This is a genomic window from Catellatospora vulcania (assembly GCF_009720385.1).
Classification (GTDB): domain Bacteria; phylum Actinomycetota; class Actinomycetes; order Mycobacteriales; family Micromonosporaceae; genus Catellatospora; species Catellatospora vulcania.
In genome coordinates, this window is sequence record NZ_WARX01000026.1 from 96,319 (window position 1) to 119,821 (window position 23,503).

Genomic DNA, 23,503 nt, shown 5'->3' on the forward strand with positions numbered 1-23,503 from the left:
CGGCGGGCGTGCCGCGCCGCGGGGGATGCGGTGCGGTCGGCGAACCCGCCTGCGCATCCGCAGACGGTACCGGCGTCCCTATGTTCGCCGTCACCCCGCCCCGCCACCAGTCCACCGACCGTTCACGTTTATGTCGGATCGGGGCCTGCCGGACGTGTTGGCACCGCAGTTGAGCCAATGCGGCTTGCTTTTGGCACCAGCGTGGTGCCATAGTGGTGCCATGGAACTGACGCCGTATGTGGAGAAGCTCCGAGCCGAGCTGGCCGTCGCCGCCGAGACCGGCGGCGAGGAGGCCCGTGCCCTCGCCGAGCGCCTCGCCGTGCCGCTGGAGTCGGCGATCCGGCTCACGCTGCTCGAGGCGCTCTCGGCGGCGGCCGACGAGATCACCCGCGAGCTCGCGCCGGGCTCGGTCGAGGTGCGCCTGCGCGGGCTCAACCCCGCCTTCGTGGTGAACACCCGGCAGAGCCCGCCGGACGAGCACTCCCCCGCCCCTGCCGCCGCGCCGGCCTGGGACGACACCGCCGGGGAGAAGGGCGCGACGGCGCGGATCAACCTGCGGCTGCCCGACGAGCTCAAGACGCGCATCGACGAGGCGGCCGCCCGGGAGCGGCTGTCGGCCAACGCGTGGCTGGTCCGTGCCGCCGCGGCCGCGCTGGACGCCGGTGCCGCCCCGCGCCCGGCCGCCCGGCCCGGCGGCACCGACCTCGGCCAGCGCTACACCGGCTGGGCCCGCTGACCGACGCCTGCCCACCCGCCCACCCGCGGATCCACCGACCAGACCGATGCGAGGGAACCACCATGCCCACCTTCGACACACCTGAGCCGATCACCGTGTCCATCAGCGTCATCGCCGCCGACATCCGGATCGTGGCCAGCGAACGCGCCGACACCGTGGTCGAGGTGCGCCCGGCCAACAACAGCGCCAAGTCCGTCCGGATCGCCGAGCAGACCCGCGTGGAGTACTCCGACGGCCGCCTGCTGGTGAAGACGCCCAAGCACCTCAACACGCTGCTGGGCCGCCCCGGATCCCTCGACGTGGAGATCCACCTGCCCGCCGGGTCGTCGCTCGACGGCGACACCGGCATGGGCGACCTGCAGGCCGACGGGCCGCTGGGCGAGTGCCGGTTCTCCACCGGCTACGGCCGGCTGTACTTCGGCCAGACCGGGCGGCTGCGCGCCAACACCGGCGCCGGCGAGATCAGCGCCGACCGGGTGCTCGGCGACGCCGAACTCACCACCGGCGCCGGTCGCACCCGGGTCGGGCTCGTCGCCGGCAACGCCGTCATCAAGAGCTCGACCGGCGGCTGCGAGGTCGGCACGATCACCGGCACCGGCCGGATCAACGGCGCGGACGGCCACATCACCGTCGGCCGGGCGGTGGCCGAACTCAGCGCCAAGACCGCCAACGGCGACGTCGCCGTCGAGCGGGCCGAGGCCGGGCTCACCGCGAAGACCGCGTACGGCGACATCCGCGTCGGCGCCGCGGTGCGCGGCACGCACGTGCTGGAGACCTCCGCGGGCCGCATCGACGTCGGCATCCCCACCGGCACCGCCGTCTGGCTGGACCTGAGGTCCACCGGCACGGTGCGCAACTCCCTCGACAACGTCCCCGGCCCGGAGGAGTCCGACGAGCGCGTCGAGGTGCGCGCCCGGACCTCCTGGGGCGACATCATCATCCACCGCTCCTGAAAGGACGCCCCATGCCCACCCCCGCGAACGCCATCGAGGTCACCGGCCTGCGCAAGGCGTACGGCAAGAAGACCGTCCTGGACGGCATCGACCTGCACGTGCCCGCCGGCACGATCTTCTCCCTGCTCGGCCCCAACGGCGCGGGCAAGACCACGGCGGTCAACATCCTGTCCACCCTGCTGCGCCCCGACGCCGGCCGGATCCGGGTGGCGGGCCACGACCCGGCCACCCACCCCGACGACGTCCGCGCCGCGATCGGCCTCACCGGCCAGTTCTCCGCGGTGGACGGCTTCCTCACCGGCGCGGAGAACCTGGCCCTGATGGCCGACCTGAACCACCTGGACCGCCGCGAGGGCCGCCGCCGCGTCGCGGACCTGCTGGCGCGCTTCGACCTGACCGAGGCCGCCAAGACACCGACCACGACCTACTCCGGCGGCATGAAGCGCCGGCTCGACCTGGCGATGACCCTGGTCGGCAACCCGCGGGTGGTCTTCCTCGACGAGCCGACCACCGGCCTGGACCCGCGCAGCCGCCGCACCATGTGGGACAGCATCCGCAGCCTGGTCGCCGACGGCGTCACCATCTTCCTGACCACGCAGTACCTGGAAGAGGCCGACCAGCTCGCCGACCGGGTCGCGCTGCTCGACCACGGCCGGATCATCGCCGAGGGCACCCCGGCCGAGCTCAAGCGCCTCATCCCGGGCGGCCACATCCGGCTGCGTTTCGCCGGGCTCGCCGAACTGGAGTCCGCGTCCCACCTGTTCGGGACCTCGACCCGCGACGACGACGCGCTGACCCTGCAGGTGCCCAGCGACGGCGGCGTCCGCTCGCTGCGCGAGGTGCTCGACCGGCTCGACGGCGCGTCCGTCGAGATCGCCGAGCTGACCGTGCACACCCCCGACCTCGACGACGTCTTCCTCACCCTGACCGGCCGGCCCGACCCCGCCACCCTCGAAGGAGCGAACAACCGATGAGCACCAACGCGTACGCCCTGCGCGACTCGACCACCATGCTGCGGCGCTACCTGCTGCGCGCCCGCCGCTACCCGCTGATCGGCTTCCTCATCGGCATCCCGGTCATCATGCTGCTGCTGTTCGTGTACGTCTTCGGCGGCACCCTGGGCGACGGCATCGCCGCGGGCGGCGGCCGGGCCGCGTACGCCAACTACGTCACCCCCGGCATCCTGCTGCTCGCCATCGCCAGCGCGCCGCAGCTCACCGCGATCGGCGTGGCGCAGGACATGACCGAGGGCATCATCGCCCGGTTCCGGACCATGGCCATCTTCCGGCCCGCGGTGCTGACGGGGCACGTGCTCGGCAACCTGGTTCAGCTGGTCGTGGCGCTGGCCGTCGTCGTCGGCGTGGCCGTGCTCGTCGGCTTCCGTCCGAACGCGACCCCGGTCGAGTGGGTCGCCGCGTTCGGCCTGCTGACCCTGGTCTCGTTCGCCGTCACCTGGTTCGGCGTGGCCTGCGGGCTGACCGCGCGCACCGTCGAGTCGGCCAGCAACCTGCCCATGCCGCTGATCCTGCTGCCGTTCCTGGGCAGCGGCTTCGTGCCCACCGACTCGATGCCGGACGCCGTCGGCTGGGCCGCCGAGTACCAGCCGTTCACGCCCGTCATGGAGACCGTGCGCGGCCTGCTGCTGGGCACCGGCATCGGCAACAGCGCCTGGCTGGCCCTGGCCTGGAGCCTCGCCATCACGGTGTTCTGCTACATCTGGGCCAAGCGCCGCTTCAATCGCGACGGCGCGAGCTGAGCCCGGCTGGCTGCAGCGCACGTCCCCCGGCACCACATGGTGCGGCGGCGGTCACCGGGAATCGGGTGGCCGCCGCCGTTTGCGTGGCCCGGCCCGCACCCGGAGCAGTTCCAGGCGGGGTCGATGGCCGAGGCCCGGGGGTGTGTGACCGCGCTACCCTGCCCGGGTGATCGAAGCAGCCGCGGCGACCGACGCCTCCGAAACGCCCCCGCGCCGTGGATCAGTCGTCCTCGCTGCCCTGATCGGAGCCGTCGCCGGGGCGGCCGGGGCGGCCTCCTGGGGACCGTGGGCGATGGCGGCCGGGGCGGTCGCGGGCGGGCTGCTGCTCGGGCTGGTCGACGTGCTGGCCCGCGCGCGGCAGCGGCCGGGCGAGATCCCGGCGCTGTGGTCGCGGATCGTCATGAGCGCCGCCCTGGCCGCGCCCTGCGGCTGGGCGCTGGCCGCGCTCGGCGCGAACTCCCTGCTCGTCGGCGTCATCACCGGTGGCGTCGCAGGGCTGCTGGGCATCCGGCCGCACAAGGTCGCGCTCGGCCCGCTGGTCGGCGCGGCGCTCGGCTGGGCCATGGCGGGCGTGCCCGGGGCGATCCTGGCGGCGGTGACGGTGGCCGCGTTCCGGGTGCTGTCCGCGCTGCTCTTCCGCGACCCGCAGGTGAGCATGCTGGCCGAGCAGGTCGACCCGGCCCGGCTGCCGTTCGTGGTGCCGCTGGCCGCCCGCACCCGCTACGTCGGCACCGGCTACGTCGCCGACCTCGCCGCCGACCTGGGCGGCGAGTACCGGCCCGACCACCCTGACGTCGGCATCGTCGCCTCGCTCGACGAGCTGGCCGGGCCGGGCTTCGACCCGGCGGGCGTGGACCCGCTGGTGCGCGAGTTCTACGAGCACACCACCCGGTTCACCCTGGACATCGAGCCGCGCTGGCGGGCCTGGGTCCGGCCCGGTTACCTGCTCTACCGCAACCTGGTCGCCCGGCCGCTGGGGCAGGCCAACGTGCCGATGAACCAGCGCGAGACACAGCGGGGCGTACGCAGCCGGATCGACACGGTCAGCGTGGACGGCGCGATCACGGTCCGGGGCTGGATCCGCTCGTTCGCCGACACCGACGAGCCCATCTACGTCGGCGTCTACACCACCTACCGGCACGACGGGCGCGGTTACGTCAGCGTCGGCTTCCCGCTGCCGCAGGCCAGTTTCACCGCGACCCTGGAGCCCCGGGCCCGGCCGGGCGGCGGGCTGGTGCTGACCAGCCGCAGCAGGCTGGACCAGCCGGGGCACTACCTGAGCTTCGTCGACCCGGCCGACGGGCGGCTGACCACGGCGGCGGTGCACGGCTTCGCCGAGGACCTCGACGTGTACGTCCAGGACGGGCAGCTGCGGGCAGAGCACGCGTTCCGGGTGTTCGGCCTGCCGTTCCTGGTGCTGCACTACCGGATCAGCCGCAAGCCCGCGCGCTGAGGCCGCCAACGTCTGGTCCGCACTGCGGGCCTGATGGAAGGCCCGTGGCCGGACACTCACCGTCCGTAGCCTTACGTTGCCCGTACACGCTGCGCGGGCGATCCGGATCAAGGCCTGCCTAGGATCGGCGCATGGCGGAACGGGAGAAGGTCGCGCACCTGCTGCGGAGGGCAACGTTCGGGCCCACCGCCGACGAGGTGGACCGGGCCGAGCGGGCCGGATACCAGGCGACCGTCGAGGCACTGCTCGCGCCGGACGGCGCCGACCGGGGCACGGGCCGCACGCCCGCCCCGAAGCTCGGCGCGGACCCCTACACGGACCTGCCCAAGAAGCCGACCCGCGAGCAGCGCCAGCGCGCCCAGCAGGCTCGCAAGGAGCAGGTGCAGCAGCTCACGCACTGGTGGGTGGACCGCATGGTCGCCGCCGAGCACCAGCTCACCGAGAAGCTGGTCTTCTTCTGGCACGGCCACTGGGCAACCAGCGTGCAGAAGGTCAAGTCGGCCGCGCTGATGCTGAACCAGCAGGAGACCTTCCGCCGCGACGGCCGGGGAGACTTCGGGGTGCTGGTGCGGGCGATGCTGCGCGACGGCGCGCTGATCCACTGGCTGGACGGGCAGCGCAACACCCGCAAGGCCCCGAACGAGAACCTAGCCCGCGAGCTGATGGAGCTGTTCACGCTAGGCATCGGCGCGTACACCGAGGCCGATGTGAAGGCCGCGGCCCGCGCGCTGACCGGCTGGACCGTGGACCGGGTCGACGGCACGGCCGCGTTCCAGCAGGCCCGCCACGACGGCGGCGAGAAGACCGTGCTCGGGCGCACCGGCCCGCTGGACGCGGACTCGCTGGCCGAGGCCATCCTCGCGCAGCCCGCCGCGAAGACGTTCCTGCCGGAGCGGCTGTGGTTCCGGTTCGCCTCCGGCGAGCCCATGCCCGCCGGCGTACGCGACCGGCTGTCCGCGGCGTTCGCCGGGCACGACGTGACCGCGCTGGTCCGGGCGCTGCTGCTGGACGAGCAGTTCACCACCACCGGCGGGCAGCTCGTGAAGCAGCCGGTGGAGTGGCTGGTCGGCGCGGTGCGCCAGCTCGGCGCGGACGGCGCCGACGCGGGCATGAAGCAGCGCAAGCAGCTCTACCAGGGGCTCGCCCGGCTCGACCAGGTGCCGTTCAAACCGCCGAGCGTCGGCGGCTGGCCGTCCGGCACGGCCTGGCTCAACACGTTCGCCACGCAGACCCGGGTGCAGCTGGCGCAGGCCCTGTCGGCCGCGGCTAGCCCCGCGTTCCTGGAGCGGCTGTCGGCCGCCCCGGTCAAGGGCCGCCCGGACGCCCTGGCCCGGCTGCTGGTCGTGGACGCCTGGACCGACCGGACCCGGGCGGTGCTCGACGGCGCGGCCAAGGACGCCCGGAAGCTGACCGTGCTGGGGCTGATCAGCCCCGAGTACGCGGTGCACTGAGACTTCGAGGAGGACCCCCGATGGACACCACGACCCGGCGCAAGTTCCTGATCGCCAGTGGCGTCGTCGGCGGCGCGGCGCTGGCCGCGGGCGCGACCACGCTGGCCCTGACCGACCTCCTCGCGACCTCCGGCGACCGCCCGGAAGGCGCGAAGACCCTGGTCGTCATCACGCTGTACGGCGGCAACGACGGCCTCAACACCGTCATCCCGTACGCCGACCGCGCCTACCAGGACGCCCGTCCCGAGCTGGCCTACGACGGCGGCGAGGTGCTGCGCCTGGACGACAGCACCGGGCTGAACCCGGCCCTGAAGGGGCTGCACGAGCTGTTCGGCGGCAAGAAGCTCGCGGTCGTACGCGGTGTCGGCTACCCCAAACCCGACCGCAGCCACTTCCGCTCGATGGACATCTGGCAGACGGCCAACCCCGAGCGGCCCGGCAACACGGGCTGGATCGGGCGCTGGCTCGACGGCGTGGGCGGCGACCCGCGGCTGGCCGTGTCGTTCGAGAAGGTGCTGCCGCCGCTGCTGGCCGGGGAGCGCAGCGCGGGTGCGGTGATCGGCGCTGCCGACGCGAAGCTGCCCAAGGCGGTCACCGCCGAGGCCCTGGCCGGGTTCGCGGCACCGTCGGCCGGGGAGCCGCCACTGCAGGCACGGGCCGCGGCCTGCTTCGGCGACCTGGCCCGGGTGCGGGAGATGGCCCAGCAGGTCAAGGACGCCGACACCGACGACGACGGCGGCGACGAGGAGAAGGTCCCGGCGACCGGCACCGGTGGCCTGGCCGGGCTGCAGGCGCAGCTCGACCTGGTCGCGCAGTGCATCGAGGCCGGGGTGTCGACGCGGATGTTCTCGGTGTCGCTGGGCGGCTTCGACACCCACGCCGACGAGCGCAACCTGCAGGAGCAGCTGCTGTCCTACCTGGACAAAGGGGTGACCGCGTTCTACCGGCGGATCACCGCGCATCCGGCGGGCAAGGACGTGGTGGTGCTGGTCTACTCCGAGTTCGGGCGGCGGGTGCGGGCCAACGCCTCCGACGGCACCGACCACGGCACGGCGTCCAATGTGTTCGTGCTGGGCGAGTCGATCCCGGGCGGGATCTACGGCGAGCAGCCGAGCCTCACCGACCTCGACGACGGGGACCTCAAGTTCACGACGGACTTCCGCGACGTGTACGCCAGCGCCCTGGACCGGGTCCTGCAGGCCGATCCGGGGGCCGCGCTCAACGGCTGGAAGGGCCGCCTTCCCTGGTGGTGATCCCACGGTCGCGGCCGGGGATGGTGCGCGCGGCGGGGATGGCCTAGCTTCATGCGCATGTCTCGAAAGATCGCCGCCGTCCTCGCCGCGGTGGCCGTGGCCGTGCTGCTGCCCTCCCCCGCGCAGGCGCACGGCCAGCTGGCCTTCTCCGACCCCGCGGACCGCAGCACGCTGACCGAGCCCCGCGACAGCGTGCGCCTGGTGTTCACCGAGAAGGCGAACCCGGGCGCGTACTTCACGGTGAAGGCCCCCGACGGCACCCGGGTCGACCACGGCTGGTCCGGCGGCGAGCCCAAGCCGCTGCCCACCCCGGTGCAGGAGCTGACCCTGCGCGACGGCAACTGGGAGCCGCAGGTCTACAACACCGGCTTCCCGGCGGTGATCCCCGTGTCGCACTGGCCGCAGACCGGCGTCTACACCATCACCTACCTGTCGGTGGCCTCCGACGGCGACAAGGTCTCCGGCGAGATCCGCTTCGACTACCAGGGCAAACTGACCGCCGCGCCCGCCGGCTGGCAGCCGCCGACCAATCAGCCCGATCCGCTGCTGCTCGGCCAGACCGCGCAGCCCCAGCAGCCCGCCGCGACCGGCGGTGCGCCGGTGGCGGCACCCGCCCCTGCCGAGCCCGGCTCCACGACCTGGCCTTACTGGGCACTCGCCGGGCTGGTGGCAGCCCTGGCCGTCGGCGGGGTGCTCGTGCACCGGCGGCGCACCGCCCGCTGATCCGCGCCCCGGCGCATCGACTTCCACGAATCGACTTCGGCCCGCGTCGCACCCGCTGTGCGACGCGGGCCGCCCGCTGTCCGTGAATCTCGTTCGCAGGCGCCCTGTGGCGCGCGTCCGAGGGAGGCAGGATGACCCGGATCGTCGAGAAGATCCACGGTTCGGCCGGGGAGCGCCGCCTCCAGCAGGCGCACGGGACGGCCGGCCGGGCGCAGCGCTTCTACGACCAGCAGGTGCTCGACCATCTCAACGAGCGCATGACCGCGTTCGTGGGCCGCCAGGAGATGATGTTCGTGGCGACCTCCGACGCCGCCGGGGAGTGCGACAACACCTTCCGGGCCGGACCGGCCGGGTTCGTGCACGTGCTCGACGCGGGGCGGCTCGCCTGGCCGGAGTACCGCGGCAACGGGGTGATGGCGAGCCTGGGCAACATCACCGAGAACGGCCACGTGGGCCTGCTGTTCGTCGACTTCGTCGGCGACGTCATCGGGCTGCACGTCAACGGCCGGGCGACGGTGGTCGAGGACGACCTCGCCCGGGCCGCGTACCCGGACCTGCCGGTCGACCCGGTCCCCGGGCGGCGGGCCGAGCGCTGGGTGCTGGTCGAGGTGCAGGAGGCCTACATCCACTGCGCCAAGCACATCCCGCGGATGGCGAAGGCCCCGCGCAAACGCGAGTGGGGCACCGACGACGCCCGGCGCAAGGGCGGGGACTTCTTCGGCGCGGCCGCCGACGCCGCCGCGCGCGCGGCCACGCCCGCCGACGACGTCCCGCCCACGCTGCTGCGGCGCTGGCTGCGCCGGATCAGGCCGGGCCGTCGCGTCACCCCGGCGGTGTGACCAGGCCCAGCTCGTACGCGGTGATGACGAGCTGGACGCGGTCGCGGGCGGCCAGCTTCGTGAGCAGCCGGGCCACGTGCGACTTCGCGGTTGCCGGGGAGATGAACAGCTCCTGGGCGATCTCGCCGTTGGACAGCCCGCGGCCGATCAGGGTGAGCACTTCCCGTTCCCGGTCGGTGATACCCGGATCGGGGCGCGGCGTGCGCGGGGCGGCCGGCGCGGCGGCGAAGTCGGCGATGAGGCGGCGGGTGACGCTCGGCGCGATCAGCGCGTCCCCGGCGGCGACGACGCGGATCGCGGCCAGGATGTCGTCGAGTGCCATGTCCTTGACCAGGAATCCGCTGGCCCCGGCCCGCAGCGCCCCGTAGACGTGGGCGTCCTCGTCGAACGTGGTCAGCATGAGCACCCGGGCCGGACCGGACGCGGCGGTGATCTGCCGGGTCGCCTCGATGCCGTCCATGCCCGGCATGCGGATGTCCATCACCACCACGTCGGGCCGCACCTGCGCGGTCAGCCGGACCGCGTCCGCGCCCGTGCCGGCCTCCGCCACGACGGCCAGGTCGGGCGTCTCGTTGATCAGCACCCGCAGCCCGGACCGCACCAGCGGCTGGTCGTCGGCGAGCAGCACCCGCACCGTCATCGTGCACCCACCGCCGCGCCGTGCGCCACGATCGTGCCGGGCTGCTCGGGCAGCGGCAGGCGTGCGGTGACCCGCCAGCCGCCCTCAGCGCGCGGTCCGGCGGTGAACTCGCCGCCGAGCAGGGCCACCCGCTCGCGCATCCCGGTGACGCCGTAGCCGGCACCGGGGGCGGCGCTGCCGCGGCCGTCGTCGGTGACCTCCAGGCACAGCTCGGCGTCGCGGTAGTCGACGGTCACCGCGCAGTGCGGCGTGGCCGCGTGGCGTACCACGTTGGTGACGGCCTCCTGCACCACCCGGTACGCGGCCAGTTCGATGTCGCCGGGCAGCGCCCGCCGGTCGCCGCGCCAGTCCAGCGCGACCCGTACCCCGCCGCCCGCGGTGGTGTCGACCAGCCGGTCCAGGTCGGCGAGCACCGGAGCTGGCGGGGCGACGTCGCCGGGGGCGTCCTGGCGCAGCCCGACCAGCATGCGCCGCAGCCCGGCGAGGGTCTCACGGCTGGTCTCCTCGATGGCCCGCAACGCGTTGCGGGCCTCGGCGGGCTGGGTGTCGATGACGCGGCGGCCCATGCCCGCCTGGATCGCGATGACGCCGATGCTGTGCGCGACCATGTCGTGCAGCTCCCGGGCGATGCGCAGCCGCTCCTCGGTGGTGGCCTGGCTCGCGGCCCGGACGCGGATCGCCTCGGCGTGCTCGCGGCGGGCCCGCACCGAGTTGCCGACGGTCCAGGTCAGCGCCATGGCCAGGGTGGGGATCTCGAATTCGAAGACGGGCGTGTTCAGGCCGTTGCCGTAGCCGATGACGACCTGGACGAGCAGCGCGGCGAAGGCCACGCTGGCGGAGACGCGCCGGGACCGGTTCGCCGCGACGACGGCCACGGCGAGGTCGACGGCGATGATCTCCAGGTAGCGCATGTCGGTGAGGTAGGCGACCTCCTGGGTGTGGATCGCGACGGTGGCCGCGGCGGAGCCGAACAGCAGCAGGCCCAGCGCGGTGAGTGGACGGCGGCGCAGCAGCGCGAACGGCAGCGCCAGCGCGAGGGCGGGCAGCAGGTGGCGTACCGACAGCCACGGCACCAGGTCGACGCTGCCGCCGCCCGCGCCGTCGGTGATCGCGAAGAACAGCAGGAACGGTGACGCCAGCGCACCGGTCCACGCCAGCGCGGCGCGCACCTGCGCCAGGGCGGTCCGGCGGGGTCGCCGGTCAGGGGTGTCGAGGTCCACCCGGCGAGAGTAGCCAGCTCAGCGTGGTGGGGCATCGGCCCGTGGGCGTACGCCCACGGGATGCAGTCCGGCCCGCGGTTGCCGTCCGCGGCCCGATGCCGGCGGCCGCCGCGCCGGACAGGATCGTTCCCATGATCGAAGTCATCGGCCTGACCAAGCGTTACGGCGGCAAGACCGCTGTCGACGACCTGTCCTTCACCGTGCGGCCCGGACATGTCACCGGCTTCCTCGGCCCGAACGGCGCGGGCAAGACCACCACGCTGCGGGTCGTCCTGGGCCTGGACGCGCCCACCGGCGGCGCGGCGACGGTAGGCGGGGTGCCGTTCCGCTCGCACCGGCGTGGCCTGCATCACGTCGGCGCACTGCTCGACGCGCAGCAGGTGCACGGCGGGCGCAGCGCCACCGCCCATCTGAGCGCGCTGGCCCGCAGCAACGGCATCGGGCGGCGGCGGGTCGGCGAGGTGCTGGCCGAGGTCGGCCTGACCGACGCGGCGCACCGCCGGGTCGGCGGCTTCTCGCTGGGCATGAAGCAGCGCCTGGGCATCGCGGCGGCGCTGCTGGGCGACCCGCCGGTGCTGATGTTCGACGAGCCGATCAACGGCATGGACCCCGAAGGCGTGCGCTGGGTGCGCCACCTGTTCCGGCGGCTGGCCGCCGAGGGGCGCACCGTGTTCCTGTCCAGCCACCTGATGACGGAGATGGAGCACACCGCCGACCAGCTCGTCGTCATCGGGCAGGGACGGCTCATCGCCGCCGAGCCGCTGCGCGCGTTCGCCGACCGCGGCACCCGCCGGCGGGTCACCGTGCGCACCCCGCAACCGGCCGTGCTCGCCGCCGCGCTGACCGCCGCGGGCGCGACCGTCGACGCCGCACCCGACCACCTCGCCGTACGCGGGCTGAGCGCCGAGCGCATCGGCGCGCTCGCCTTCGCCAACGCGGTCGAGCTGCACGAGCTGACCACCCGCACCACCAGCCTGGAGGAAGCCTTCATGGAGATCACCGCCGGTCACGCCGACCACCTGGCCGGGTCGCGATGACCACGTCCCTGCAACCGGCCCCGGCCGTCGCCGCCCGCACCCGCGCCGCCGTGCCGCCGGCCCGGTTCGCCGACCTGGTCGCCGCCGAGTGGATCAAGCTGTGGTCGCTGCGGTCCACCCCGTGGACACTCGGCCTGGCCACGCTGTTCGTCGTCGGAGCGGCCGCGCTGGCGGCCAAGGCCGACTACGACAACTTCCCGTTCTACGAGCCCGAGACGCAGCGCGAGCACATGTTCTCCCTCGGCGACGCGTTCCCACAGGAGGGCTACCTGACCCTGATGCTGGTCGCCGCCAGCCTCGGCGCGCTGACCGTGGTCTCCGAGTACGGCAGCGGCCTGATCCGGGCCACGACGGCGGCGGTGCCCGCCCGCGGCGCGGTCGTGCTCGCCAAGGCCGTGGTGACGGCCGCGGTGTGGGCCGTGACCGGTATCGTCATCGCCTGCGGCTCGTTCGCGGCATCGCAGGCGATCCTCGCCGGACGCGACGCGGCGGTGTCCATCTCGGACCCGGTCGCGATCCGCGCCGTGGCCGCCTCCGCGCTGCTCGCCCCGGTCTGCGCGCTCATCGGCCTGGGCCTGGGCGTGCTGATCCGCCACACCGCTACCACCATGGTCACCGGCGTGTTCCTGCTCATCATGCTCCCGACGATGTTCTCCTCGGACAAGCGCTGGTCGGCTGAGCTCGGCCACCTCATGCCCGGCATCGCCTGGAACCGACTGGTCACCGACTGGATGCCCCCACCGCACCCCGGCTACTTCCCCGCCACCGTGACGGAATCCTGGCTGGTCCTGACCCTCTGGCCCGTCGCGCTGCTCGTCCCCGCCCTCCTGTCCGTCCGCCGCCGCGACGTCTAACCCCGAAGGAAGCGCGCCTTCACATCGCTATGCGATGTAGAAGGCGCCCTTCTCACACCGATCGGCCTATGACCAGGAACGCGGCTCGCTGCGGGCGCGGCGAGGCGGCCGGGCGCCACTGCGGAAAACGTGACGGCATCGACCTGTCGGGATGTGCGCACATAGACACAGTTGCTGGCCGTACGTCCCGAAGGTCGGCGGAGCGGGTGACGCGCCTTCCCCGCCAGCGGCGGGGCGACTACCATCGGCGCTGTTCTCGCCGGTGCAGGCTGCGCGGGAACGTGGACCCGGGCCGACGGGAGTCGCGGCGTTGCGAACACTGGGGTGAGGAGAACCTGCGATGACCGACAACCGGTTGAAGGGTCGAGTGAAGGGCCTGTTCAGCGGCCCGGCGGAGAACGAACCTATGGAACAGCAGAACAACAGCGTGCTCGCGGACCCGGAGGCTGAGCGGCAGGCGCTGCAGGTGCTGGTGCTGGCCCGGCGCACGGCCGACGAGCACGTCGCCAACGCACAGGCCGAAGCCGAGCGGATCAAGGGCGACGCCCGAGCCAAGGCCGACGACCTGGCCCGTGACGCACGCGGCATCGTGGAAAGCGCCCGCCAGGAGGCGGCGCAGATCCAGGCCGCCGCGCAGGCCAGGGCCGTCGAGATCAGCCGCGAGGCGCAGTCGCACGCCGACAGCGCCCGCCGGGAGACCGAGCACATGGTCGCCGACGCCCGCACCAACGCGACCAACATCGTGGAGGCCGCCCAGGCCAAGGCCGACGAGCTGGAGCGCGACGCCCTGCAGCAGTACGAGGACGTGGTGGGCAGCCTGGAGGGCAAGCGCTCGGTGCTGCAGCGGCGCATCGAGGCGCTGCAGAACTTCGACCGCGACTACCGGGCCCGGCTGCGCAAGTTCATGAACAGCCAGCTCGACGCGCTCGACCTGGACGAGCACCCCGCACCCGAGGGTGACGACGAGGACGAGCACTTCGCCGAGGTCGCGGCCCCGGAGCACAAGCAGCCGGCCGTGGTACGCCGCCAGCCGGCCGCCGTGGTGGTGCCGCAGGAGCGCCGCCGCCCCTGAGCGGCGGCCCGCTGACAGCGCCATGACCACCGGAAGATCGGACCGGGTGGCCGGCGCGCTGCTCGGCGTGCACGCCGGGGATGCGCTCGGCGCGACCGTCGAGTTCGACTCCTGGGAGTACATCCGGTTTCGTTACCCGGACGGCATCCGGGAGATCGTGGGCGGCGGCGTGTTCGAGTGGCCGCCCGGCCACGCCACCGACGACACGGACCTGACCCGTGCCGTCGCACTGGCCTATCTGGACCCCGGCGACGATGTGGTGCTGTCCGCTGCCCGCCTGATGCTGAGCTGGTACGAGGGCGACTGGCCCGGCCGCGAACCCGGCCGCCCGCCCGTGGATGTCGGCGGTGCGACCGAGGACGGGCTGCGCGCGTTCGCCCGCACCGGCGATCCGGACACCTGCGGCGCGGGTCCCGGCCGGGCCGGCAACGGCTCGCTGATGCGCTGCATCCCGACCGCGCTCGCGGTCCGCGACCGCGACCGGCGGATCCGGGAGTCGATGCGCATCTCCGCGGTCACCCACTCCGACGCTCGGTGCACCGTCGCCTGCGCCGCGTACAACGAGATCGTCGCCGCGCTGGTCGAGGGCGTCCCACCGGCGGACGCCGTGGCGATCGGCGCGGCCATCGCGCGCGAGCTGGACAACCGGGACGTGGCGGACGCGATCGCGCTAGGCGAGCGGCTGGACCTGGCCGAACTCTCCCGGACCGGCGTGACCGGCCTGCCCGACGACGGCAACGGGTACGTGCTCGACTCGCTGGCGCTGGCGGTCGCCGCCGTGCTCGACTTCCGTGCCCTGCCGGACGTGTTGATCGACATCGTGGCCCTGGGCAACGACAGCGACACCAACGCGGCGATCGCGGGCGGGCTGCTGGGCGCCCGCGACGGTGTTTCGTCCATCCCGGACGGCTGGCTGTCGCCGCTGCAGTTCAGGGCCGAGTTCACCGACCTGGCCGCGAAGTTCTACCAACCCTGACGACGGCCGCAGACGTTGCCCTGACACTAATGAAGTTAACAAGGATCTTGGCTTTGCGCCATCGGGCACTCGACGGAGTGTGCAGCTCAGAGGCGATGGCTATGGTCAGCCGATGCCTACTCCCCTGATCAATGCGGCCTCGTCAGGTGCCTGGAAGCTCGGTGACCTGACCGTCAACCGGATCGGATTCGGCGCGATGCGCCTGCCCGGCGGCGCCAACTACGGCTACAGCGGCGCCAGCGACCGCGACCGGGCCATCGGCGTACTGCGCCAGGCCGTCGAGCTGGGCGTGAACCACATCGACACGGCGGCGTTCTACTTCTCGCCGCTGCGCTCGGCCAACGAACTGATCAACCGGGCGCTCGCGCCGTACTCCGACGACCTGGTCATCGCCGCGAAGGTCGGGCCCGGCCGCGACCCGTCCGGCGAGTGGCTGCCGCTGGCCCGGCCCGACCAGCTGCGCGGGCAGGTCGAGGAGAACCTGCGCCAGCTCGGCCGCGACCACCTCGACCTCGTCTACCTGCGCCAGCACGGCCTGGACTCGGTGGCCGAGCACTTCGGCGTCCTGGCCGAGCTGCGCGACGCCGGACTGATCCGGCACCTGGGCCTGTCCAACATCCGGCCGCAGCACCTCGCGCAGGCGCAGGCCATCGCCCCGGTCGTGAGCGTGCAGAACCCGTACGGCGTCGACACCCGGCGGATGCACGACGAGTTCGTGCGGGTCTGCGGCGAGCAGGGCGTCGCGTTCGTGCCGTTCTTCTCGCTCGCCGGCGAGGGCAAGGAGTCCGGCGGGGTCGCCCGCAATGACGCCGTCCTGTCCGTGGCGCAGGCACACGGCGTGACGGCCGCCCAGGTGCGGATCGCGTGGACGCTCAGCCGCGGTCCGCACACCCTGGCCATCCCCGGCACCGGCAACCCCGACCACCTGGTGGAGAACATCGCCGCCGGGGCGCTGCGCCTGTCGGCAGAAGAGCTGGCCGCCCTGGAGTAGCCCACCACCTCGACATCGGCAGCTCCATTCCACGGGGGAAGGAACCGCATTTGATGATCACGACAAGTCAGCCCACCGTCCCGTCGCCGCACCGATCCTGGCTGGTCGAGCGGGGGCTTATCCCGGATCGCGGCCCGCAGCGCGTGATCGCGCTGGCGACCTTCGTCAACATGGTCGGCACCGGCGTCTTCATGACCAGCGCCGCGCTGTTCTTCACCCGCTCGGTCGGCCTGCCGCTGGCGAAGGTCGCCCTGGGCATGGGTATCGCCGCCCTGGTCGGCATGCTTGCCGGGATGCCGGTCGGGCATCTGGCCGACCGGCGCGGGCCCCGCGAGATCTATCTGGCCACCCTGATCGTCCGTGCCGTGTCGATGGCGTCGCTGGTGTTCGTCCACTCGTTCTGGCTGTTCGTGGTGGTGGTGTGCCTGACCCAGCTGGCCAACTCGGCGGGCGGGGCGGCGCGCGGGCCGCTGGTGCGGGGATTCGGCGGCACGAACCTGACCGGGTTCCGCTCCTACCTGCGCTCGGTCGCCAACCTCGCCGGGTGCTGCGGGGCGCTGGCGGCGGGCACGGCCGTGCAGCTGGACACCCGGGCCGCGTACCTGGCGCTGGTGCTGGGCAACGCGCTGAGTTTCGTGGTCTGCGCGGCCGTCATCACCCGGCTGCCGGCTCTGCCTCCGGTCCCGGTGCCCGAAGAGTCGGCCGGTCGCTGGGTCGTCCTGAAGGACACCCCCTATCTGGTGGTGACCGCGCTCGACGCCGTCATGTCGATCCAGGGTCAGGTGCTGGTCTTCGCGCTGCCGTTGTGGATCACGTTGCGCACCGACGCGCCGCGCTGGTTCATCGGGGTGGCCGTGGCCGTCAACACCGCCCTGGTCGCGGCGCTTCAGGTCCGGGCGAGCCGGGGCATCGACACCGGCCCGGCCGCGGGGCGGGCGTTGCGCCGTTGCGGGCTGGCGTTCCTGGTCGGCATGGCGCTGATGGCGGCGACGGCGGGCATACCGGGGTGGCTGGCCGTGGTGCTGCTGACCGTCGGGATCGCCACGCACACCGTCGGCGAGCTGTGGCACGCGGCCGCGTCGCTGGAGCTGCAGTTCCGGCTCGCGCCGGCGCACGCCCAGGGCCAGTACACCGGGGTGTCCGGGTTCGGCACGGGGCTGGCGAACGTGATCGCGCCGTCGGTGCTCGGCCTGCTCTGTGTCACCTGGGGCACGCCCGGCTGGCTGCTGATGGGCGGGGTGTTCGTCGTGGTGGGACTGTCCGCGCCGCACGTCGTGCGATGGGCCGAGCGGACGCGCCTGCAGGCGGCTCCGGCCGTCTGAGCGTCCACGACCGTTTCGGGCGGTCCGGATTGTCCCGGGCCGCCCGGCAGCACCTGACCTCGGTCGCAGGCCGAACGCACGATCCACATCCGACGGAGGTACATATTGGCATCCGTCCACCCATAGACATTGACAGTAAAGCTTCCTAATAATGACGCCATGCCGAACTCCTCACGAACGCTGCGCCGCTCAGCCCGCTGGGCGGTCGCCATCGCCACCAGCGCGGCGGCCACCCTCGCGGTCGCGGTCGTATCCATGCCGAGCGGCCAGGCCGCGCCGACCCCGATCAGCGCCCTCGTCGCCTGCACCGCCCCGGCCTGGGCCGAGGGCAACACCTACACCGTGGGCACCCAGGTCACCTACAACGGCCGGCTGTACCGCGCGCTGGTGACCCACACCGCCCACGTGGGCGCCGGCTGGAACCCCGCGGCGACCCCGTCGCTGTGGACCGACCTGGGCGCGTGCGACGGCACCCCGCCGTCCCCCTCGGCCTCGCCCTCGCGGCCCCCGTCGCCGTCCCCGTCGGCCTCGCCCTCGAAGCCGCCGTCGCCGTCCCCGTCGGTGTCCCCGCCGCCGTCGCCGTCCACCTCGCCCGGCGGCACCACCTGCGCCGTGAAGTCGCGCCCGGCCGGCAAGGTCCTGCACGGCTACTGGGAGAACTGGGACGGCTCGTCCAACGGTGTGCACCCGCCGTTCGGCTGGACGCCGATCACCGACGCCCGCATCCGCCAGCACGGCTACAACGTCATCAACGCGGCGTTCCCGGTCATCCGCTCCGACGGCACGGTGCTGTGGGAGGACGGCATGGACGCGGGTGTGAAGGTCGCCACCCCGGCTGAGATGTGCGCGGCCAAGGCCGCCGGCCTGACCATCCTGATGTCGATCGGCGGGGCCACCGCCGGTATCGACCTCAGCTCGTCCACGGTCGCCGACCGGTTCGTCGCCACCGTCGTGCCGCTGCTGAAGAAGTACAACTTCGACGGCATCGACATCGACATCGAGACCGGCCTCACCGGCAGCGGCAACATCAACACGCTGTCGACCTCGCAGGCCAACCTCATCCGCATCATCGACGGCGTGCTCGCGCAGATGCCGTCCAACTTCGGCCTCACCATGGCCCCGGAGACCGCGTACGTCACCGGCGGCAGCGTCACCTACGGCTCGATCTGGGGCTCCTACCTGCCCATCATCAAGAAGTACGCCGACAACGGCCGGCTGTGGTGGTTGAACATGCAGTACTACAACGGCAGCATGTACGGCTGCGCCGGCGACTCCTACTCGGCCGGCACGGTGCAGGGCTTCGTCGCGCAGACCACCTGCCTCAACACCGGCCTGGTCATCCAGGGCACCACGATCCGGGTGCCCTATGACAAGCAGGTCCCGGGTCTGCCCGCCCAGGTCGGCGCGGGCGGCGGCTACATGGCCCCGTCGCTGGTGTCGCAGTCGTGGAACAGCTTCAACGGCCAGCTCAAGGGCCTGATGACCTGGTCCATCAACTGGGACGGGTCGAAGAACTGGACCTTCGGCGACAACGTCAAGGCGCTCCAGGGCCGCTGACCGGCATTGATCCACGGGCTCCGTCCACGCTGCCGCGCAGCGGTGGGCGGAGCCCGCACCGGTCAGGCCCGGTACGGCCCGACCCGGTACATCCCGGTCATCTCCGGGTCCTTGCGGTAGCCGAACGACTTGTACAGGCGTTTCGTGTCGCCCGCCGCGAACAGGCCGACGAACGAGCGCGGCCCCGCCTGCGTCGCGATCCACCGCTCCAGGGCGGTGACGATGGCCCGGCCGACCCCGCGCCCCTGGTGTTCCGGCAGCACCGCGATGTCGTGCAGGTAGAAGTAGATCGCGCCGTCGCCGAGCACCCGCCCGACGCCGACCACCTCGCCGCCGTGCACCGCGACGACGGCGTGCAGCGACCGGGCCAGCGACACCGGCAGCGCGTCCGCGTCGTACGCAAGCTGCCAGCCGACCGCGCTGGTGACCGCGATGAATTCGTCGAGCGTCGGCAGCCGGTCGATCACGTCATAGGACACGGGCGGCGACTTTAGCTGACATATACGGACACATCCGCTCGCCACTCCGCCACCGTCACCACGGCATCGTGGATGTGGCAGGCCCGGCACGCGGTGTCAGTCCGGCGGGCGCAGGCCGTGCTCGCGGGCCAGGATCGCGGCCTGTACGCGGCTGCGCAGGCCCAGCTTGGCCAGAATCCGGCTGACGTGGGTCTTCACGGTCGCCTCAGCCATCGCCAGCGCCTGCGCGACCTCGCCGTTGGACATGCCCGCGCCGAGGCAGCCGAGCACCTCCTGCTCCCGTCCGGTCAGCGTGGCCAGGTCCGGGGCGGCCGCCGGATCGGTCCACTGCGGCGCGGCCAGGAACCGGTCCAGCAGCCGGCGGGTCGCCGCCGGCGCGATGATCGCGTCACCGCGCGCGACGGTGCGCACCGCGTCGGCCAGCGCCCCGGCCTCGATGTCCTTGAGCAGGAAACCGGCCGCCCCGGCGCGCAGGCCGCCGAACACGTACTCGTCGAGGTCGAACGTCGTCAGGATGAGCACCTGGGCCAGCCGCTGCGCGACGATCTCCCGGGTCGCGGCGATGCCGTCGAGCACCGGCATGCGCACGTCGAGCAGGGCGACGTCGGGGCGCTCGCGGCGGCACAGCTCGACCGCCTGCGCCCCGTCGGCCGCCTCCCCGACGACCTCGATGTCGGCGTGCGTACGCAGGATCAGCACGATGCCCGAGCGCACCGCGGGCTGGTCGTCGGCGACCACCACCCGGATCGTCATGCCCCCGCCTCCTCGGTGTGGCGCACGGGCAGCCAAGCGCGCAGCCGCCACCGGCCGTCCGCGGGCCCGGCGGTCAGCGTGCCGCCGAGCAGCGCCGCCCGCTCCCGCATACCGATCAGCCCGTGCCCGCTGCCCGGCGTGGACCCGCCCGGCCGCAGCTCGTTGTCCGTCTCGATCAGCACCCGGTCGGCGTCGACGTCGACCCGCAGCACCGCCGTGCCCGTGCCGTGCTTCCACGCGTTGACCAGGCTCTCCCGCACGATCCGGTGCGCGGCGAAGTCGACACTGACCGGCAGGGCCCGATCCAGGCCGCCGCTGTGCAGCTCGACGGCCAGCCCGTCGGTGCGCGCCTGCGCGACGAGCTGCGGCAGCGAGGCCAGCCCGGGGCGGGTGGCCGGGTCGGCCGGCCCCGCGTCGCCGTCCTCGCGGAGCAGGCCGATCATCTGCCGCATCTCGGCCAGCCCGGAGACACTGCTCTCCCGGATCTGCTCGACGGCCTGGCGGACCAGCTGCGGGCTCGGGTCGGGCGCGGACAGCACCGCGGTGGCGTGGATGGCGATGGCGCTGAGCTGGTTGGCGACCACGTCGTGCAGCTCGCGAGCCATCCGGGCCCGCTCGTCGGCGACGGCCTGGCGGCGCTCCCAGGCCGCCAGCCGCGCCGTCTCCTCGGCCCGCTGCCGCTGGATACGCGCCTGGTCACGGTACTGCCGCACGCTGATGCCGGTGACCGTCGGCAGCACCGCGACCAGCGCCACCACCAGGCCGAGCACCACGCCGCGCCAGTCGCCGGAAGCGACAACGCCCGCCGCCGCGGCCAGCACCGAGGCGGCGACCCAGCCGAACAGGTTGGCACGCCACAGCCACGGCCTGCCGTAGACGCACGCGTCGTAGACGACCTGCGTGAAGATCAGCGCGGTGCCGAGCGAGCCGCCGAGCAGGGTGTCGGCGGCCAGCGCCACCAGACCGATCGCCTCGCCGGTGCCGGGGGCCAGCCGCCGCAGCAGGCAGCAGGCGGCCATCACCGTCATCGGCACCAGCAGCACCCAGTGCGGGACGTCGGACCACAGGCTCGTGCCGAAGAACATGCGCCAGCCGCCGACCGCGTACAGGACCAGGCCGCCGAGGAACGACACCAGGCTGATGGCCAGGTCGGTGCGCCAGGAAGGCCAGCGTGCGGTCACCTGTCGATCACAGCACACGGCGCGGGCAGGCACGACCGGCCGGTGACCGAGACCGCCTACATCCTTCGGTGTACGCAGGGTTCGTGCCGCACGCCGAGGCGCACCGCCCGGCAGCCGGACATGATCGGATCATGTTGCTGGTCGTCATCGCCGCCTGCGAGGTCGGTTTCTGGGTCATCCTCGCCGCCGGGCTCGCCGCCCGCTACCTGCTGCGCTGGCAGCGGGTGTCGACGGTGCTGCTGGTCGGCGTGCCCGTCACCGATCTCGTCCTGCTCGCCGCCACCGCGCTGGACCTGTCCCGCGGGGCGACGGCCACCTGGGCGCACGGGCTCGCGGCGGCGTACCTGGGCTTCTCGGTGGCGTTCGGGCCGTCGATGGTCCGCTGGGCCGATGTGCGGTTCGCGCACCGGTTCGCGGGCGGGCCGGCCCCGGTGCCCCCGCCGCGGTACGGCGCGGCGCGCACCCGGCACGAGTGGCGCGAGTGGGTCAAGGCGCTGGTCGCGTGGGCGATCTCGGTGGCGCTGCTCGGCGCGGCGATCCTGGTGGTCGGCGATCCCGGGCGGACCGCGGAGCTGCAGGGGTGGATCGGGCGGCTGAGTGTGGTGCTTGGGGTGTGGCTTGTCGGCTGGCCCGTCTACTACACCCTCTTCCCGAAGCGCGCCCCCACTGTGGAAGAAGGAAGGGCACCTTCTCAACGGTTTCCGTAGAGGAAGGGCACCTTCTTAACGCGGGCCGCCGAGCGGGCTGCGGGGGCGGGAAAGTGCTTCGGTTTAATGGCGGGCATGACGACGACCGAGCCTGTCCGGCTCAACGGCCGCTATCGCTTGGACCAGCGCATCGGCGCGGGTGGTATGGGCGAGGTCTGGCGCGCCACCGACGAGCTGCTGGGCCGGACCGTCGCGGTGAAGACGGTGCTGCCCTCGCTCGCCGACGACGCCGACTTCGCCCGCCGCTTCCTCGCCGAGGCGCGGGCGATGGCCGGGGTGCACCACCGCGGCGTCGTCGCCATCCACGACCTCTACAGCGGCCCCGAGGGCGCGTACCTGGTCATGGAGTTCGTCGACGGCGAACCCCTCTCCCAGGTGCTGGCCCGCTACGGCCGGCTCGCCGCGCCGCCGTCGCTGCACCTGGTCGGCCAGGCCGCCGACGCGCTGCACGCGGTGCACGGCCGGGGCATCGTGCACCGCGACGTCAAGCCCGGCAACATGCTGGTGCGGCCCGACGGCACGCTGCTGCTCACCGACTTCGGCATCGCCCGCCGCGACGGCGCGACCGCGCTGACCGCCACCGGCGCGGTCATCGGCACGCTGTCCTATCTGGCCCCGGAGCAGGTGCTCGGCCACCCGGCCACCCCTCGCAGCGACGTGTACGCCCTCGGCGTCGTCGCCTACGAATGCCTGACCGGGCGGCGGCCGTTCACCGCCGAGAACCCGTTCGCGGCCGCCATGATGCGGCTCAACCAGGCTCCCCCGCCGCTCGGCCCGCACGTGCCCGCCCCGGTCGCGGCGCTGGTGGAACGGGCGCTGGCCGTCGAACCGAACGACCGCTGGGCCGACGCGGCCACCTTCGGCACGGCGATCGCCCAGGTCGCCGCAGCCCTGCGCAGCGGCGTCGCACCCACGCCGGTGCCGCACTCCGCCGAGCCGACCGTCGTGCAGCAGCGGAGCCCGCTCTCACCGACGCTGCTGGAACCGGGCCTCGCGGCGACGGCGGTCGCCACCCCGCACTCCGGCACGCCGCACGCTGCCATGCCGGCCGTGCCGCGCACGGGCGGCGGCCTCGCCGCCTCCAACGCCGAAGCCACCGTCCTCACCCCGAGGCCGAACACGGCCCCGCCGTTCACCCCGGGCACCGGGACACCCGGCGGTGTGGTCGTGCCACCGGGGTTCCGGCCCCGCGACGGCTACTACGTGCCGGTCGCGCCGATGTGCTGGGGCGGCCTGGTCATCCCCGGCGGCCTGGGCCGCACCCCGCGGCGGATCGCGCCGGACGAGGAGCACTACTGGGAGACGTTCGCCGCCGCGGAACTGCCCGAGGACGCGGTCTACCTGCGGCAGGAAGAGCTGCTGGGGCACCCGGCCGTGGCCGCGGTGTGCACGGCGCGGGTGCTCGCCGCGAGCAGCCGCGACCCGGCCCGCACCGTCGGCTGGGAGCTGGAGCCGTGGCCGGTGCAGCTCGGCCGGGACCGCTGGATCTTCCACTGTCTGGCCGGGCCCGGCACGGGCGAATGGCTGGGCAGCGAATTCGCCTGAGGCGG

Annotated in this window: 23 protein-coding genes; 18 read left to right on the plus strand and 5 right to left on the minus strand. The window is 73.3% G+C overall.

What is annotated here, in order from left to right; translation table 11 throughout:
• Positions 1–220 precede the first annotated feature (220 nt).
• From F6W97_RS35960 to F6W97_RS36000, 9 genes are all read left to right on the plus strand, one after another.
• A complete protein-coding gene (locus tag F6W97_RS35960) occupies positions 221–736 on the plus strand; it encodes a toxin-antitoxin system HicB family antitoxin (protein WP_155375042.1) in 516 nt (171 codons plus the stop codon).
• Positions 737–798: 62 nt separating this feature from the next.
• Positions 799–1,689, plus strand: coding sequence for a DUF4097 family beta strand repeat-containing protein (locus tag F6W97_RS35965; RefSeq protein WP_155375043.1), 891 nt, complete (start codon positions 799–801; stop codon positions 1,687–1,689).
• Positions 1,690–1,700: 11 nt separating this feature from the next.
• Positions 1,701–2,663, plus strand: coding sequence for an ATP-binding cassette domain-containing protein (locus F6W97_RS35970; protein ID WP_155375044.1), 963 nt, complete (start codon positions 1,701–1,703; stop codon positions 2,661–2,663).
• The gene (locus tag F6W97_RS35975; protein WP_155375045.1) at positions 2,660–3,445 is read left to right on the plus strand and encodes an ABC transporter permease; all 786 of its coding nucleotides are present in this window, start codon (positions 2,660–2,662) and stop codon (positions 3,443–3,445) included. Before F6W97_RS35970 ends, F6W97_RS35975 begins: the two co-directional genes overlap by 4 nt.
• A 166-nt stretch (positions 3,446–3,611) precedes the next feature.
• The gene (locus tag F6W97_RS35980) at positions 3,612–4,898 is read left to right on the plus strand and encodes a hypothetical protein (RefSeq protein ID WP_230687254.1); all 1,287 of its coding nucleotides are present in this window, start codon (positions 3,612–3,614) and stop codon (positions 4,896–4,898) included.
• A 131-nt stretch (positions 4,899–5,029) separates the two neighbouring features.
• Complete coding sequence (locus F6W97_RS35985; RefSeq protein ID WP_155375046.1) at positions 5,030–6,349, plus strand: DUF1800 domain-containing protein; 1,320 nt, start codon at positions 5,030–5,032, stop codon at positions 6,347–6,349.
• Between the two features lie 20 nt (positions 6,350–6,369).
• Entirely contained in the window at positions 6,370–7,602 is a 1,233-nt protein-coding gene (locus F6W97_RS35990) for a DUF1501 domain-containing protein (protein ID WP_155375047.1), read from the plus strand.
• A 57-nt stretch (positions 7,603–7,659) separates the two neighbouring features.
• Positions 7,660–8,325: a copper resistance CopC family protein gene (locus F6W97_RS35995; RefSeq protein ID WP_196279473.1), complete on the plus strand. Its 666-nt coding sequence runs from the start codon at positions 7,660–7,662 to the stop codon at positions 8,323–8,325.
• A gap of 131 nt (positions 8,326–8,456) precedes the next feature.
• Positions 8,457–9,164 carry a pyridoxamine 5'-phosphate oxidase family protein gene (locus F6W97_RS36000; protein ID WP_155375049.1) on the plus strand — a complete coding sequence of 236 codons (708 nt, stop codon included), beginning with the start codon at positions 8,457–8,459 and terminating at the stop codon, positions 9,162–9,164.
• Here F6W97_RS36000 and F6W97_RS36005 read toward each other — a convergent pair.
• Positions 9,148–9,804, minus strand: coding sequence for a response regulator (locus tag F6W97_RS36005; RefSeq protein WP_155375050.1), 657 nt, complete (start codon positions 9,802–9,804; stop codon positions 9,148–9,150). The genes F6W97_RS36000 and F6W97_RS36005 overlap by 17 nt on opposite strands.
• Positions 9,801–11,024, minus strand: a complete 1,224-nt coding sequence (locus F6W97_RS36010; RefSeq protein ID WP_230687255.1) for a sensor histidine kinase — start codon at positions 11,022–11,024, stop codon at positions 9,801–9,803. Before F6W97_RS36010 ends, F6W97_RS36005 begins: the two co-directional genes overlap by 4 nt.
• 131 nt (positions 11,025–11,155) lie before the next feature.
• Here F6W97_RS36010 and F6W97_RS36015 point away from each other — a divergent pair, with 131 nt between their 5' ends.
• From F6W97_RS36015 to F6W97_RS36045, 7 genes are all read left to right on the plus strand, one after another.
• Positions 11,156–12,061: an ATP-binding cassette domain-containing protein gene (locus tag F6W97_RS36015; RefSeq protein ID WP_155375051.1), complete on the plus strand. Its 906-nt coding sequence runs from the start codon at positions 11,156–11,158 to the stop codon at positions 12,059–12,061.
• Positions 12,058–12,915 carry an ABC transporter permease gene (locus F6W97_RS36020; protein ID WP_155375052.1) on the plus strand — a complete coding sequence of 286 codons (858 nt, stop codon included), beginning with the start codon at positions 12,058–12,060 and terminating at the stop codon, positions 12,913–12,915. The genes F6W97_RS36015 and F6W97_RS36020 overlap by 4 nt, the downstream gene beginning before the upstream one ends.
• Before the next feature lie 340 nt (positions 12,916–13,255).
• Positions 13,256–13,987 carry a hypothetical protein gene (locus F6W97_RS36025; protein ID WP_155375053.1) on the plus strand — a complete coding sequence of 244 codons (732 nt, stop codon included), beginning with the start codon at positions 13,256–13,258 and terminating at the stop codon, positions 13,985–13,987.
• A gap of 22 nt (positions 13,988–14,009) precedes the next feature.
• Positions 14,010–14,963, plus strand: a complete 954-nt coding sequence (locus F6W97_RS36030; RefSeq protein WP_155375054.1) for an ADP-ribosylglycohydrolase family protein — start codon at positions 14,010–14,012, stop codon at positions 14,961–14,963.
• 112 nt (positions 14,964–15,075) lie between these two features.
• Complete coding sequence (locus F6W97_RS36035; protein ID WP_196279474.1) at positions 15,076–15,954, plus strand: aldo/keto reductase; 879 nt, start codon at positions 15,076–15,078, stop codon at positions 15,952–15,954.
• A gap of 53 nt (positions 15,955–16,007) precedes the next feature.
• On the plus strand, positions 16,008–17,276 hold the full coding sequence (locus tag F6W97_RS36040) for an MFS transporter (RefSeq protein WP_155375055.1): 1,269 nt from the start codon (positions 16,008–16,010) through the stop codon (positions 17,274–17,276).
• A gap of 255 nt (positions 17,277–17,531) precedes the next feature.
• Positions 17,532–18,833: a carbohydrate-binding protein gene (locus F6W97_RS36045; protein ID WP_196279483.1), complete on the plus strand. Its 1,302-nt coding sequence runs from the start codon at positions 17,532–17,534 to the stop codon at positions 18,831–18,833.
• Positions 18,834–18,895: 62 nt separating this feature from the next.
• Here F6W97_RS36045 and F6W97_RS36050 read toward each other — a convergent pair whose 3' ends face one another.
• The 3 genes from F6W97_RS36050 to F6W97_RS36060 all read right to left on the minus strand — a co-directional run bounded on the left by F6W97_RS36050 (position 18,896) and on the right by F6W97_RS36060 (position 21,246).
• A complete protein-coding gene (locus F6W97_RS36050; protein ID WP_196279475.1) occupies positions 18,896–19,312 on the minus strand; it encodes a GNAT family N-acetyltransferase in 417 nt (138 codons plus the stop codon).
• Positions 19,313–19,408: 96 nt separating this feature from the next.
• Entirely contained in the window at positions 19,409–20,065 is a 657-nt protein-coding gene (locus F6W97_RS36055) for a response regulator (RefSeq protein ID WP_155375058.1), read from the minus strand.
• The gene (locus F6W97_RS36060; protein ID WP_230687256.1) at positions 20,062–21,246 is read right to left on the minus strand and encodes a sensor histidine kinase; all 1,185 of its coding nucleotides are present in this window, start codon (positions 21,244–21,246) and stop codon (positions 20,062–20,064) included. The genes F6W97_RS36055 and F6W97_RS36060 overlap by 4 nt, the downstream gene beginning before the upstream one ends.
• A 131-nt stretch (positions 21,247–21,377) precedes the next feature.
• On the opposite strand from F6W97_RS36060, the gene F6W97_RS36065 reads away from it, so the two are divergent.
• Positions 21,378–21,953, plus strand: a complete 576-nt coding sequence (locus tag F6W97_RS36065) for a hypothetical protein (protein ID WP_155375059.1) — start codon at positions 21,378–21,380, stop codon at positions 21,951–21,953.
• 75 nt (positions 21,954–22,028) lie between these two features.
• Positions 22,029–23,498, plus strand: a complete 1,470-nt coding sequence (locus F6W97_RS36070) for a serine/threonine-protein kinase (protein ID WP_155375060.1) — start codon at positions 22,029–22,031, stop codon at positions 23,496–23,498.
• Positions 23,499–23,503 lie beyond the last annotated feature (5 nt).

Excerpts from the sequence above, each read along its gene's own strand:
- F6W97_RS36065 (WP_155375059.1), top strand. The coding sequence starts at position 21,378 with ATGTTGCTGGTCGTCATCGCCGCCTGCGAGGTCGGTTTCTGGGTCATC.
- F6W97_RS35995 (WP_196279473.1), top strand. The coding sequence starts at position 7,660 with ATGTCTCGAAAGATCGCCGCCGTCCTCGCCGCGGTGGCCGTGGCCGTG.
- F6W97_RS36015 (WP_155375051.1), top strand. The coding sequence starts at position 11,156 with ATGATCGAAGTCATCGGCCTGACCAAGCGTTACGGCGGCAAGACCGCT.
- F6W97_RS36055 (WP_155375058.1), bottom strand. The coding sequence starts at position 20,065 with ATGACGATCCGGGTGGTGGTCGCCGACGACCAGCCCGCGGTGCGCTCG.
- F6W97_RS35960 (WP_155375042.1), top strand. The coding sequence starts at position 221 with ATGGAACTGACGCCGTATGTGGAGAAGCTCCGAGCCGAGCTGGCCGTC.
- F6W97_RS36070 (WP_155375060.1), top strand. The coding sequence starts at position 22,029 with ATGACGACGACCGAGCCTGTCCGGCTCAACGGCCGCTATCGCTTGGAC.
- F6W97_RS35990 (WP_155375047.1), top strand. The coding sequence starts at position 6,370 with ATGGACACCACGACCCGGCGCAAGTTCCTGATCGCCAGTGGCGTCGTC.
- F6W97_RS35970 (WP_155375044.1), top strand. The coding sequence starts at position 1,701 with ATGCCCACCCCCGCGAACGCCATCGAGGTCACCGGCCTGCGCAAGGCG.
- F6W97_RS35965 (WP_155375043.1), top strand. The coding sequence starts at position 799 with ATGCCCACCTTCGACACACCTGAGCCGATCACCGTGTCCATCAGCGTC.
- F6W97_RS35985 (WP_155375046.1), top strand. The coding sequence starts at position 5,030 with ATGGCGGAACGGGAGAAGGTCGCGCACCTGCTGCGGAGGGCAACGTTC.
- F6W97_RS36000 (WP_155375049.1), top strand. The coding sequence starts at position 8,457 with ATGACCCGGATCGTCGAGAAGATCCACGGTTCGGCCGGGGAGCGCCGC.
- F6W97_RS36030 (WP_155375054.1), top strand. The coding sequence starts at position 14,010 with ATGACCACCGGAAGATCGGACCGGGTGGCCGGCGCGCTGCTCGGCGTG.
- F6W97_RS35975 (WP_155375045.1), top strand. The coding sequence starts at position 2,660 with ATGAGCACCAACGCGTACGCCCTGCGCGACTCGACCACCATGCTGCGG.
- F6W97_RS36040 (WP_155375055.1), top strand. The coding sequence starts at position 16,008 with ATGATCACGACAAGTCAGCCCACCGTCCCGTCGCCGCACCGATCCTGG.
- F6W97_RS36045 (WP_196279483.1), top strand. The coding sequence starts at position 17,532 with ATGCCGAGCGGCCAGGCCGCGCCGACCCCGATCAGCGCCCTCGTCGCC.
- F6W97_RS36020 (WP_155375052.1), top strand. The coding sequence starts at position 12,058 with ATGACCACGTCCCTGCAACCGGCCCCGGCCGTCGCCGCCCGCACCCGC.
- F6W97_RS36005 (WP_155375050.1), bottom strand. The coding sequence starts at position 9,804 with ATGACGGTGCGGGTGCTGCTCGCCGACGACCAGCCGCTGGTGCGGTCC.
- F6W97_RS36035 (WP_196279474.1), top strand. The coding sequence starts at position 15,076 with ATGCCTACTCCCCTGATCAATGCGGCCTCGTCAGGTGCCTGGAAGCTC.
- F6W97_RS36025 (WP_155375053.1), top strand. The coding sequence starts at position 13,256 with ATGACCGACAACCGGTTGAAGGGTCGAGTGAAGGGCCTGTTCAGCGGC.